The following is an 11,539-nucleotide window of genomic DNA, read 5'->3' as shown; positions in this document are numbered from 1 at the left end:
TGGTTCCTCCGTTTTCTTAACCATAACGGCGGACCACTTCAGAGGGGGAGGATCACGCCTTAGCATCTGGCAGCGCCAGCGTTTCTATCGATATGGGTTCCCATGTTGGGTTTCTCATTGAATATCACCAAGGCTTTTCAGCTAGCTCTAGCCCGAGAACACAAAAATGGCCATTCCAGACGGGATTTCTGGAAAGCGGACATTAGCCCCATGGTTGCGAACGGCAGCAAAGTCCGCAATCCGTGAATTGAAGGGCGCTATCTTGCTGCGGCCTGCATGAATGGCTGGTTTCTTGTTGGCGAAGCAACAAGAAGAACTGCGCATATGCTGCGAATTTTGTGCTGCGTGCGCTTGCAGCGAGAAAATCAAATTCAAAGGCTGGGCTTGTTCGGCACCTTCGCTGCACTGCGCACGAGTGGCCGGTTCGGGAAATACCTCTGTTCATTGCGCCGTGTGCGAACTGGTAAAACGCGCAACAAATTGGACTTTCTCTGTGCATTTGCAAATGACCGCTTTGTCGTTTTTGGGAATGCACAATTGTCTTCGTTCAACGCATTTTGGGGTATATTTTCTTCCATTTGCATTCGGCGTCACTTAGACAGGCCCTCACGGCAATTTTGGTTCTTGGATCGTAAATATCGGTCCTGTCGCCATTATAGTGACCTGCGATTTCCATCAATTCCTGAACGTCCCAGATCACACTGTCATCGGCTACCGACAGCGCCTCGTCCCAGACCGTCAGCGCGTCAGCAGACCGGTCCTGTGTTTCGTAGATGTATGCGAGACGAAATAACGCTTGTATGAGTGGCGGTGCAGTGCCGTGGCCGGCGTCGTAGTTCTCTGGCATGGCTAAACGGATGGCTTCCTTGTAACTCATCAAAGCCTCGTCCTGTCGACCGAACTGCTCGAGAATCTCACCTCGCTCGGTCCAAGGCATGTGTCTTTGGCGCCGATAAGCTATCAGTTCATCCACAGACGACAAAGCGCCTTCCCAGTTCCTCGTATCCCTTTGCACGTCGATTTCCAGTTGTAGGGAATCAGGAAACAGAAAAATGTACCTTCGGTTTTGCGTTGAAAACTGTTTAGCCGTACAGGAGTCCCCATTTGCCTTTAATTCTGGTATCCGCGCTCTCATTTGTTCGCTGAATTTGTCGTAAAGCTCGGGATTTTTCGTCAGAGAGTTGAGCTCATCAAGCGCCTGCTCATTGTGATCCATCCGGACATTTATACGTGCGCGCAGTAACATCAGATACTCGGGGCGGTCTGTCGATTGTATCATTTGACCCAGAACTTCTTGCGCCCCGCTGTATGGGCCATCCGGGTAGTTTGCCAAATAATTCACGAATGCCAGATTCAGATCATGAGGGTTAGCATCACGTTTTTTTCTTTGATTTCACCCAAAGCCGATGGACCGATTTTCCCAATTCTCCACAGGACATGCGTCATCTCGCATATTCGGAAGTTTGTTCGACAATAGATTGGGTCCACCTTCGACGACCGACGAAAATCGGAAATTGCGGATGCCATATCCCCGGACGGCATGTTCAGGCGCCCGCGCCAATACCATGCCCAGGCGGAGTTCGGGTCAAGTTCCAGAGCTTTGTCTGTGTCCGGCATTGCTCCTTAAAAATCACCCAGCATCGTTTTGACCCAGGCCCGGTCTCTCCAAAGGATATCAACATGATCATCGTTCGCATAAATAGATATCGCCTTGTCGAGCGTCGCCAGGGCGTCGCCGCACCTTTTGGCCTCCATGTCCGTATCAAGAGTATTCTCGCAGGCGTCGACTTTGGAGTTCACTTTCTCCAGAGGCGTCGCTTTTAACGGCTGGTAGATGATCAACCCAACTGTACACGCGGCAACAGCAAGGGCGAGACAACGAATTTTATTTCTTAGAATCATTTAGTTGGGAAGTTCTATTTCGAAAGGAAGTCCAGCTTGAAGCTCCAGGCTTTATGCTGCGCGGAAAGTATAGCCTAAGTAAGGCTACGCAGTATAAGAACCACAATTCCGGACATTTGTTCACAGTGCAGAATCGGTAATAAAGGGATTGTAGCAGCCGCTCTCTGTGCTCTGCATGAAAGGCCGGTTCGGTTATGTCGAATATCTGATGCCATCAGGGCGACTGTCAGTTGAGCGCTACCGAGTCTCCACTTGATTTTCGCTGCGCATTGTCGGCTTTCATAGTTGCTCAACATCCGTCCCAACGCCAAGCGATCCCCGAAGCAAACGTTAGGTTCTTTCAGCATTAGAGTGCGTGTCCCTGGGCCGATCCAAAACTCTATCAAGCTATGCCCAGCCGATGGTTCGCATCAGCTCTTTCACGGCCTCTGGGTCTCTTTTTCTGTCTCGACCACTATGCTTCACGACATGGCGTACCGGCCAAAAACACAGGCAGGTGAGAACAGAAGACACGGTAAGGCTGATCAGGGTTTCCGTGCTCATAGTAAGACTTTATCCCATCGTGGTCTTGGTGTCTGGCCAGATGATCGACGATCTGATCAATCGTGATTGGCTGTGGGCGCAACCGACCCTTGGTTCGTGATTGCTCAACGCGAACAAATTTGACAAAGGCGCCAGTCAATCTGTCCAGCGTTAGAAACTAGTACCGACGGTGTACTCTCTTTTCAGTGATCACGTTTCTTTTCTTCTGACGCTCACGCAAAAAGACAAACAGTCCTGATCCTAGGATTAGTGCGATACCTATCGCGACAGGCAGGTTTGGTAGTTCTCCCCAGATCACCCATCCCCAAAAAATTGCCATTGGAAGACCGACATATTCAAACGGAGCCACTGTAGCGGCATCTGCCATGCGGTAAGCTTGGCCCAAGCAATACCCGATGATTGCAGAATTGAACCCTAGGCCAACAAACAACCAGCGATCAGTCCCTTCGGGCCAAACCCAAGCGCGTAGTAAGAAAATTAAACTCTCGTTTTCAAGCTCGTTCGCGAAGCGCCCGTCCCCGGCTACTGACCAAAACAGCAGACTGACGATGATAAAACACGCTTGAATGTACACAGCCATGGCTGAGGCCTTGGACTTAGCACCAAGTAAGCGGGTGAGCACATTGTTTAGGGCATAGGTGAAAGCCGCAAGAACCGGCAGGGCATACATAATCAGACCGACCTCACGCTCGCCACCGGCCTCCCATGGGCGGGTCATAATCACCACTCCCAAAAATCCGACAAGCACGGCCCCAATCCGCATCAGCCCAACTTTTTCGCCGAGCAATGGGATGCTGAGCAAAGTGATCATCAAGGGTGCGACAAAGAACACCGCGGTAGCTTCCGCCAGGGGCATTACTGCCAGAGCCGTAAAAAACGTCAGATTGGCAACCACAATCAGTAAGCCGCGCAGAAGGTGAAGTCCCGGCTGATCTGTTTTAAGGATTCGCCAACCACCTTCCATTTGCACCAAGGCAAAGCTGAACCCTATCCCGATCAACGATCTTGTGAAAACCATCTGATGCAAGGGATAACCGCCAGACAGGAACTTGATCAGCATATCATTGATAGAAATCGCCAGTATTCCGATCAGTACGAACGCAATACCAGCTGTCGGGTTTTGCAGTTTTTGTGCCGCTGTCATGGAGTGCCCTTTCAAATGGCCACTAACACGGACTATTGAGCGGGTCACGCCACTTTGCGATACCCTTTGTGAATAGAGCGCTCGACAGAAGCTGGCGTCGATCTGAGGTTGAGGGCGAGAGTATTTTTATGATCTGGCTGCAAGAGCAACGTTGCCAGATCTTTTCAGATCCAAGGCCATTAGCCGTTGGCATGTCGACTGCAACCAGATGATGAAACATGCCGCCATGGATGCACTTATAGCTGTGGAGGTGCCGACCACTAGTCGATTTCCGCGAGTGCCCATAGACCAAAGGCAGAGCAGCTGCGAGTTTGAGTGCAAACTTCTGGGCAATCGCGCAAAGTTACGAGCAAACATCGCGCAAACTTATTGGCGACATTTCAAGATTTTCTCAAATGAAATCAATGAAGGGGGTGCAGCGTTATGTGCACCCCTACAACGTTTGTAGGATCGCCCAAATTCGTTCACGATAGTAACGAGATAACGCCCTCCCACTCTTTGAAAATATCCTAAGTCGAATGGCGTGAGATATAATGATGACCGATCTTCAAGATGACTTCCAGGAAGAATACTGAACTGATCGTGGGGCAGTCCGGCAAACTCATTTCTGTTCTCGCCGCCAATGGCAATATCCCTGTCAGACAAAAGCGGACCAAATTTTTTTGGTTTGGCAGGAGTCAAACTGGTTCCAACGACAGAGACCAGCTTGGCACAAGGTTTGATTTCGGACGGTAAGCAGGTGATCCTTGATCAGTTCATTTTGGCCGCCCGCACCCTGAACGGGTGCATTCCCACCAACCCTTGTGTAACTCCGGAAGGGTTTCTCCAGATCGCCCGGGCCAGAGGCCGAGGGCGCGACCTGCCCGAGGAGTTCGGCTAATGGTCTTTGTCCGGATCAGCACTGATCGAGAAATGCCTTTGCGGCTTGCCGCGTCTCGTAGATATGTGGTGCGGCACCCCTCAGCGTTTCGCCGAGCTTGAGCCGCATGAACGCGGAACCCGAATACCGCGTGACATTGTTGTAGAAACGCGTCTCGAGGTCGGCAACCATGTCCGCATAGTCGGTCGCAATATCGTCGTCCAGGTGGAACCCATCGTAATTGACAATTACGTCAACGCGTTGCCCGTACTGCTGGCAAACCTCTTCTACCCGTTGGCGGATTTGCTCCAAATCATCACGCGTTCGAACCCGCATTTTCTCAAAGTTGATAAACAGCCTTTTCTCGGTTGGATTGAGCGCGATCCGCTCCGGCAAGTCGAGGTGAAGAAGATCGCGCCTGAGGCCCATCACTTCCGAGGCGAAGAGGCGGGCGTCCATTTCTACAACTTCGTCCATTATCGGGCGAAACGCCATCTGGTTCAGAATGTCACGCTCAAGGTCGACCCCCGGGGCGATCTCGGTCAATTGCAGTCCGTTTTCCGTAAGTCGGAAAACACATCGTTCCGTGACGTAGTGCACATGGTGACCCAACCGGGCGGCACGGCGGCCGGAAAACGTCACCTGTTCAACGTCTGCCAGGAATTTCTGTGAGGCGCCTTCTTTGATGACGGACATACGGCCATCGGTGATTTCGATCTCAAGCCCTTGCGCCGTAAATGTTCCGGCAAAAACCAGCGATTTTGCGTTCTGACTGATGTTGATGAACCCGCCCGCACCTGCCAGGCGCGCACCAAAACGTGAGACGTTCACATTTCCGGCGGCATCCGCCTGTGCAAGGCCGAGGCAGGCCATGTCGAGGCCACCCCCGTCGTAGAAATCGAACTGTGCGTTCTGCGGGATCACTGCATCGACATCCACTGCCGCGCCGAAATCCAGCCCCGAGGCGGGTTGGCCGCCAATCACTCCGGGCTCGGCAGTCAGCGAAATGTGTTCAAGAATTCCCTCCTCGGCCGCAACCGAGGCGACGCCTTCTGGCATTCCGATACCGAGATTGATGACGCCGTTGATCGGCAGTTCGAAAGCACATCGGCGCGCGATGATTTTTCGGGGATCAAGCCGCATAGCTGGAATTTCGCCGACCGGTGGTCGGATACGATTGGTGAACGCATGCGAAAACTGGGTCTTATATGTCTGCCTGTGGTTCTCAGGACGCGCTACCACGACCGCATCAACCAGCACACCCGGTATTTGCACATCTCGCGCCGGCAGGCTCCGGCCGCGTGCCAGACGTTCGACCTGAACGATAACGACGCCTCCTGCGTTCTTGACGGCCATGGCTTGCGCAAGGCTGTCAATCACAAGCGCTTCCCGCTCCATGGTGATGTTGCCAACCTCATCGGCGGTTGTGCCCCGCAACAGCGCAACTGTCAGTTTCTGCGCGGGGTAGAACAGGACCTCTTCGCCGTCGATAGACATCAGCTCCACTTGTCGGGCCGTGGAAATGCTGTTGATCGCCCCGCCACCCAATCGCGGATCGACGAAGGTCTCCAGCCCGACTTTTGATAGCATTCCCGGCTTGCCAGCAGCCGTATCCCTGTACAGCTGGCTTATACACCCCTGTGGTAGATTCCAGCCTTCGATAGCCCCCTCGACAGCCAGTTTTGCGACTTTGGGGATCAACCCCCAATGCCCGCCGACGACCCTCCTGAGCAAACCTTCGTGGCCCAGACGGTTCAGGCCCAGTTCTTTTCCGTCACCCTGACCGGCGGCAAAAACGACGGATAGATCGCGTGGGGTGCCGGTTTCCAGAAACCGCTTTTCCAGCGCCGCGAGCAGCTCGTCCGGTACGCCGATGCCAACAAAGCCCGATGTCGTCAGCGTATCCCTGTTCTTGATAAGCGCCACCGCGTCATCGGCCGAAACCACCTTACGTTTCACTTTAACCTTTCCCGCCGGGTTGACCGGTTCGTGTTTCTCTGTCTCGTGGTCAAGTGTACAGTCAAAGCCTGCTTGCAGCATACTTTTTCGATATGGTTCGAGTGTAATTCACTGCTGCCGTAACTTCGAATTTGTTTAATTAAGCGTCGGTTGTTTTGGTCGCCATTCCAGATCCTCCGTTTCCGAACACGGTTGTGGACCCCTAATAAACGCGATGATCAGCCCACCGCGAAATTGGTTTTTCCAATATTAACCAAAGTTAATCCATCCCTCCGGCCTCGTTAATTCTGACTTCTTTAATCTGCTTTGAGAAGGAAATCACAGCTTAGATTAGATGGAGGAAACAATGGGAACCGCACAAACAATCACGCCGCAGAAAGGTCTCTTTTTCGGTCTGTTTTCCAATTACGCCGAAGTGAGGGTCGAGCAGTTTCGGCGGAGAATTTACGCCGATACCGTCCAGAAACTGGAAAACCTCAGCGACAAGCAGCTGCAGGACATCGGAATTCCGCGGGACGAGATCAAGGAACGGGCCTACCAGAGCGTTTATCACAAGCAGCCGTATCAGTAACGCGCAGTGAAATTTGCAGCTCTGCAAGCTTTCCATAAAAAGTGGAGGACGAAGATGCTAGATACACAAGCAAACACCGATGTTAAGGCGACCGCCAGCGCCTTGCTGCTGTTCGACCGGGCGATGACAATGCAGTCGATCAGATCCGACATTGTACGGGCGGCGCAGGAACTGAATCGCTTAACGGATCATCAGCTGTCCGAGCTTGGGATCAACCGAAGTGATATCGATGACACGATCGAAAGGTACATCTGAAACATCATGTCGCTATCCCGAAGACAGCTGATCGCACGGGTGAAGCCAAAAAGCCATTCCGATTTCCCGGAATGGCTTTTTTTCTTTGACGAGGTAGCCGCAAATCAGGCGTTGTGATCCACCACCTGAAGGTGCTGTGCCAGTTTGTCGATCTCTGCCATCCAGCCCTGCACCAGTTTCGGGTCGCTGGGAGCAGCATGCACACCCGCCGGGATTGCGCGGTTCAGAACCGCCTCGACCGCCAGTGACACCGGGATGGACACAAGCCGCGCCATGGCGGTGCCGCGCGCGTCACCCCAGGCGTCCATGACATAGGTTTTGTGCCAGACCTCGGCGCCGTCTTTTTCCGCCTTCAGGCCGACACACAGAACCACACGGTCCGGCTCGCCTTCATCATAGGCGTTTTCATCCCAGAACTGATCCGACATCTCTTTCAGGCGCGCGTCGCCTTCGGGGCCGGACAGAGTTTCGATCTCGGTAAACACGTCCGACCAGGCGTCTGCCCAGCCGTTCAGGCGCAGGGTGCCGCGGACGAATTCCTTGACCGGCCAGTGCTTCTCGAAATGGTACTGTTCCATGAACGGGATCGAGTCGCGGTTCGGGTAGACCTCGAAGCTTTCCGGTGTCGGTAGCGGCGCGATATAGGTGCTGATCGCATCCCACGGCCGGGCCACGTCCAGCGGCGCGTAGCTGCGGATCGATTTTGACGGCGAGCGCAACGCTTTGAGAACGCCCAGGGGCGACCAGCTGAATTTATAGCGGAACGGGTTGGGGTTCTTGGGGATGCCACCGCAATACGAGATGAAGCTCAGGTGGTTCTGCGGGTCGAACGCATCCGAGGCGCGATAATCGTCGACCAGAGCATGCGCCATCAGGTGGTCAATGCCCGGGTCCAGCCCTACCTCGTTGACCAGCGCCACACCGGCCTCGCGCGCCTTATCGTCCAGCGCGCGCATCTCGGGCGCGATGTAGGAGGACGAGACAAAGTTTGCCTCTTTCGAAATCGCCAGCTCCGCCAGCGGCACGTGCCAGTCACCCGGCAGCATCGAGACGATCGCGTCGCCTTTTTCCAGCATGGCTCCCAGCGCGTCGATATCAAAGGCGCGAATATCTTCGGTCAGATCGCCGACCTCAGCTTTGGCCTTTTCAACGGTCCGGTTCCAGACGATGACCTTGTGCCCGCCTTCGATCAGGCGACGCAGGCCGGGGATGGCCGACAGGCCGGTGCCACACCAATGGATGGTCATTTGTTAGCTCCTCTCAGGCTGTTCAGCCGAATTTCAGTTTCGCGGTCACAATCGCACCGACAAGCAGGATCGATATCACATTGCCAAGGATCAAAGGCCACGCCGTGATCATCAACCCATAGGCCAGCCACAGGGTCAGCGTGGTCAGGATCAACAGGTTCGCGGGCAGCGACAGGTCCTTGGTTTCGCGCGTGCGCCAGGTTTTTAGGGTCTGCGGCAACCAGCAGACCGTGCCCAGAACCGCGGCCGCCCCTCCGATCAGATGTTCCATTATTGGACCCGCCTAGACATGTTTGCGGAACTCGTCCCGCGCGCGGCCCCAGACGCCGCTTTCCAGATCGGTCAGGGACAGCAGTGAAGGCAGGAGTTGCGCGGCGTAGTCCTCCGAACTTTCCACCGGCAGCATCGAAGGCAGGTTGTCGATGGCGGTCACATCCATCACCGGGTCGGTCGCCACGCGCAGGGCGGGCTTTTCCCACGTGGTGGCGCGGTCATAGACCGGGACCGGGTTATAGTCGCTGTCCGGATCGCAGGCGACATCGCCGATGGCGGTCAGCTTGCGCGGGGCGGTCAGCGCCTCACGCGGGACAAAGACCGGAGTGCCGGGGCGGGCGAAGATGCAGTTCAGGAACAGGTCGTGGTCCAGGATTTCCGGGAACGGGCCACCGCTGGCGGTTTCCGCCATGTCCCATTTGGTGACGGCAACACCCATCGCCTCACACAAATCCGCAGCTCCTGTGCCAACCCGGCCCAGAGCACCGATGACGATCGCGCGGGGGCGGTCGGCGCTGGCAGCTTCAAGTTCCGCCAGCAATTCCGCGTTCAGCGCGTCTTTGCCGGGGTAAATTCCAACCGGAGGGCATTCCTCGCGTCGCTGCTGCGCCGCCCACGTTTTCAGCGTTACAGCCGCACCGGCATAACCCGCCCAATAGCCAAAGGCGGCGACGCGCCGGTTATTCTCGTCGACCAGGTATTCCAGATCATAGAGTGTCCCGCCCCCGGCCTTGAACCGGTCCAGCAGCGCGCGACCCGAGTGCTGGCCCTTGTAAGCGTGGCCAAACATGATGTGGCGATGGGGCAGGGGAGTGCCGTCCTCGGGCAGTTCCTTGAGGCCGAAGATGATGGCGCCCAGCGGCGCATCGGGCCAGGAATTCTCGGGCGCGATTTCGCACCCTGCATCTTTGTAGCCGTCAATCGGAATGGCACGAACCTGACTTTCCTCAACTGTCACGCGGATTCCTGCGGCGATCAGATCAGCGGCGCCCTGCGGTGTCAGCCCCACCCGTTCCTCGTTCGGACGCTGTTCTGCCCGGACCCAGAGATGTGTCATGTGTAATCCTTTTGTCAGAGCATTCCGGCGGCACGCACCGCCTGAACCGAAGCGCGCGCCTCCATCGCCTCGCGGAAGGTTAGAATTTTGGGAAAGGCCGAGACGTCGACGCCGTCGGCTTCCAGCCAGCTGCAAACCACATACAGGTAGGCGTCTGCCAGCGAAATTGCCTCGCCCAGAACAAACGGCCCGCGCAGCCCGTTCGAGACGATGTATTCGCAGGATGCGATCATTGTCTGTGGGACCTTGGCGGTCATGTCTTTCCAGCTGGATTTCTTGTCGGCCCAGCGGTGCCCACGTAACTTGTGGGCGTGGTTCACATGCATGGTCGAGGCCAGATAATACATCACCTCGCGCATCCGGGCCGCCAGGATCGGATCGGCGGGCACCAGCCCGGCCTCGGGGGCCATGGCCGCGATGTATTCGAGCAACGCACCGGTTTCGGTCAGGATGCCGCCATCGACCACCAAAGTGGGAACGCGGCCCTTGGGGTTGATCTGCTTGTAGGCGGGTTTGGTCTGCTCCCCTTCGGCGAAGTTCAGGCGGATGGCTTCGTATTCCCGCCCGGCCTCTTCCAGCGCGATGGCAACGGCAACCGAGATGGTGCGGGGGGCATAGTAAAGCTGCATCAGAGGGCCTCCGGGAATGGGTTACAGATGCGTTTGTGCGAATTGCCGTTCGGGCGCTTCCAGATGCGGCACGGCGTTGAACAGGACTGGGCTCAGCTGCGCGCCGATCGGGTGCAGACGATGCATCGACGTGTTCATGATGGCAAGGGCCACGCGCGCCATTGCAGGTATGTCCAGCCCCATTGCCTGCCGCACGACCATCGAGATCAACCCGCCGGACGTCACGACGATGGCCGGCCCGCCTTCGGTGCCTATGTCGCGCAACGCGTCCGAGACGCGGGTTTCGAATTCTTCGAAGGTTTCGGGCGTGTCTTTGATGTCGCCATTGGCCCAGGCGGCAAAGGTGCGGGGCAGGTGTTCCACGAACCCTTCGCGGTCGTCAGGGATCGCCACCCCGTGCTGTTCCTCGAACAGTTTGGCGAGGGTGAAATATTCGATCTCATTCAGGCGCGCGTCCCGGATCGGACCGGGCAATCCCATGCTGGCCGCAGTTTCGGCATGCCGGACAAGCGTGCCGCAGTAGATCCGCGGGTGGTGCGCCCGCGTTTCGTGCAGATGCGCTCCCAGCCAGCGCGCCTGCTGATGGCCCAGATCGCTGAGCTTGTCATAGTTCTCTTCATCACGCGCGGCGGTATTGGCCTGACCGTGACGAACCAGTGTAATATGTGACATGGCGGTCCCTCTTGGGCGAAGTCTTAGGGCAGGATTCGGACAGGTGCCAGAGGCCATTGCCGGGTGTCCGATAAAAATCAGGCACGTGCAATGTCTGCCCTTCACGCCTGTGAAGCGTGCTCAGATTTCCATGATGTTGCGTAACAGAAAAAAGTTTCCTAAAGGACACTGGGTCGCTGCATACGGCCGCATACGCCTTGCCCCGAATTTACCTTGGGGATCAGATGACCGACAGTGATTCAATCCTGTTGACTCGTGATCGCGTCAAGGGAACTTTGGTGTCGAATGGCTTTCGTGCAGAGCTGCCATTGCAAAATGCGCAGGGAATTTTGAAAACGGCATATGAAAGGTTCCGGACATGGCATCATCACCGAAACGCACGCCGTTGTACGACTTGCATGTTGAGTTGGGTGGTAAGATGGTTGATT

At 55.7% G+C, this 11,539-nt stretch carries 13 protein-coding genes; 3 read left to right on the top strand and 10 right to left on the bottom strand.

From position 1 onward, the window contains the following. Positions 1–547: 547 nt before the first annotated feature. From GOX66_RS24575 to GOX66_RS24565, 4 genes are all read right to left on the bottom strand, one after another. Complete coding sequence (locus GOX66_RS24575; RefSeq protein ID WP_170766412.1) at positions 548–1,246, bottom strand: tetratricopeptide repeat protein; 699 nt, start codon at positions 1,244–1,246, stop codon at positions 548–550. A 107-nt stretch (positions 1,247–1,353) separates the two neighbouring features. Further along, on the bottom strand, positions 1,354–1,617 hold the full coding sequence (locus tag GOX66_RS26420) for a tetratricopeptide repeat protein (protein WP_419555584.1): 264 nt from the start codon (positions 1,615–1,617) through the stop codon (positions 1,354–1,356). Between the two features lie 6 nt (positions 1,618–1,623). After that, a complete protein-coding gene (locus GOX66_RS24570) occupies positions 1,624–1,800 on the bottom strand; it encodes a hypothetical protein (RefSeq protein WP_170766411.1) in 177 nt (58 codons plus the stop codon). Between the two features lie 802 nt (positions 1,801–2,602). Beyond that, positions 2,603–3,589: a DMT family transporter gene (locus GOX66_RS24565; protein WP_170766410.1), complete on the bottom strand. Its 987-nt coding sequence runs from the start codon at positions 3,587–3,589 to the stop codon at positions 2,603–2,605. A gap of 706 nt (positions 3,590–4,295) precedes the next feature. Between GOX66_RS24565 and GOX66_RS24560 the strand changes: the two genes are divergently transcribed. After that, positions 4,296–4,469 carry a hypothetical protein gene (locus tag GOX66_RS24560; protein WP_170766409.1) on the top strand — a complete coding sequence of 58 codons (174 nt, stop codon included), beginning with the start codon at positions 4,296–4,298 and terminating at the stop codon, positions 4,467–4,469. A 15-nt stretch (positions 4,470–4,484) separates the two neighbouring features. On the opposite strand, the gene GOX66_RS24555 is transcribed toward GOX66_RS24560, so the two are convergent. Then, a complete protein-coding gene (locus tag GOX66_RS24555; protein ID WP_336509529.1) occupies positions 4,485–6,407 on the bottom strand; it encodes an acyl CoA:acetate/3-ketoacid CoA transferase in 1,923 nt (640 codons plus the stop codon). A gap of 346 nt (positions 6,408–6,753) precedes the next feature. On the opposite strand from GOX66_RS24555, the gene GOX66_RS24550 reads away from it, so the two are divergent. Together GOX66_RS24550 and GOX66_RS24545 are read left to right on the top strand one after the other, a co-directional pair. Beyond that, a complete protein-coding gene (locus GOX66_RS24550; RefSeq protein ID WP_170766406.1) occupies positions 6,754–6,978 on the top strand; it encodes a DUF1127 domain-containing protein in 225 nt (74 codons plus the stop codon). Positions 6,979–7,032: 54 nt separating this feature from the next. Continuing rightward, positions 7,033–7,233 carry a YjiS-like domain-containing protein gene (locus GOX66_RS24545; protein WP_170766403.1) on the top strand — a complete coding sequence of 67 codons (201 nt, stop codon included), beginning with the start codon at positions 7,033–7,035 and terminating at the stop codon, positions 7,231–7,233. Between the two features lie 104 nt (positions 7,234–7,337). On the opposite strand, the gene GOX66_RS24540 is transcribed toward GOX66_RS24545, so the two are convergent. Genes GOX66_RS24540 through GOX66_RS24520 form a run of 5 tightly spaced genes read right to left on the bottom strand, consistent with a single transcriptional unit; the run spans position 7,338 to position 11,111 of the window. After that, positions 7,338–8,480: a saccharopine dehydrogenase family protein gene (locus GOX66_RS24540; protein ID WP_170766401.1), complete on the bottom strand. Its 1,143-nt coding sequence runs from the start codon at positions 8,478–8,480 to the stop codon at positions 7,338–7,340. A gap of 22 nt (positions 8,481–8,502) precedes the next feature. After that, positions 8,503–8,751 (bottom strand): SemiSWEET family sugar transporter, encoded by a 249-nt coding sequence (locus tag GOX66_RS24535; protein ID WP_170766399.1) that lies wholly within the window; start codon positions 8,749–8,751, stop codon positions 8,503–8,505. Positions 8,752–8,763: 12 nt separating this feature from the next. Beyond that, positions 8,764–9,810 (bottom strand): saccharopine dehydrogenase, encoded by a 1,047-nt coding sequence (locus GOX66_RS24530; protein WP_170766398.1) that lies wholly within the window; start codon positions 9,808–9,810, stop codon positions 8,764–8,766. Between the two features lie 14 nt (positions 9,811–9,824). Continuing rightward, on the bottom strand, positions 9,825–10,439 hold the full coding sequence (locus GOX66_RS24525; protein WP_170766396.1) for a glutathione S-transferase family protein: 615 nt from the start codon (positions 10,437–10,439) through the stop codon (positions 9,825–9,827). A 21-nt stretch (positions 10,440–10,460) separates the two neighbouring features. After that, positions 10,461–11,111 (bottom strand): histidine phosphatase family protein, encoded by a 651-nt coding sequence (locus tag GOX66_RS24520; RefSeq protein WP_170766394.1) that lies wholly within the window; start codon positions 11,109–11,111, stop codon positions 10,461–10,463. Between the last annotated feature and the right edge of the window lie 428 nt (positions 11,112–11,539).

Origin of the sequence: Ruegeria lacuscaerulensis, from assembly GCF_013031245.1 — a bacterium.
GTDB lineage: Bacteria > Pseudomonadota > Alphaproteobacteria > Rhodobacterales > Rhodobacteraceae > Ruegeria > Ruegeria lacuscaerulensis_C.
This window is presented reverse-complemented; position numbering and strand designations above follow the sequence as displayed.

Excerpts from the sequence above, each read along its gene's own strand:
- GOX66_RS24575 (WP_170766412.1), bottom strand. The coding sequence starts at position 1,246 with ATGTTACTGCGCGCACGTATAAATGTCCGGATGGATCACAATGAGCAG.
- GOX66_RS26420 (WP_419555584.1), bottom strand. The coding sequence starts at position 1,617 with ATGCCGGACACAGACAAAGCTCTGGAACTTGACCCGAACTCCGCCTGG.
- GOX66_RS24565 (WP_170766410.1), bottom strand. The coding sequence starts at position 3,589 with ATGACAGCGGCACAAAAACTGCAAAACCCGACAGCTGGTATTGCGTTC.
- GOX66_RS24550 (WP_170766406.1), top strand. The coding sequence starts at position 6,754 with ATGGGAACCGCACAAACAATCACGCCGCAGAAAGGTCTCTTTTTCGGT.
- GOX66_RS24545 (WP_170766403.1), top strand. The coding sequence starts at position 7,033 with ATGCTAGATACACAAGCAAACACCGATGTTAAGGCGACCGCCAGCGCC.
- GOX66_RS24540 (WP_170766401.1), bottom strand. The coding sequence starts at position 8,480 with ATGACCATCCATTGGTGTGGCACCGGCCTGTCGGCCATCCCCGGCCTG.
- GOX66_RS24535 (WP_170766399.1), bottom strand. The coding sequence starts at position 8,751 with ATGGAACATCTGATCGGAGGGGCGGCCGCGGTTCTGGGCACGGTCTGC.
- GOX66_RS24530 (WP_170766398.1), bottom strand. The coding sequence starts at position 9,810 with ATGACACATCTCTGGGTCCGGGCAGAACAGCGTCCGAACGAGGAACGG.
- GOX66_RS24525 (WP_170766396.1), bottom strand. The coding sequence starts at position 10,439 with ATGCAGCTTTACTATGCCCCCCGCACCATCTCGGTTGCCGTTGCCATC.
- GOX66_RS24520 (WP_170766394.1), bottom strand. The coding sequence starts at position 11,111 with ATGTCACATATTACACTGGTTCGTCACGGTCAGGCCAATACCGCCGCG.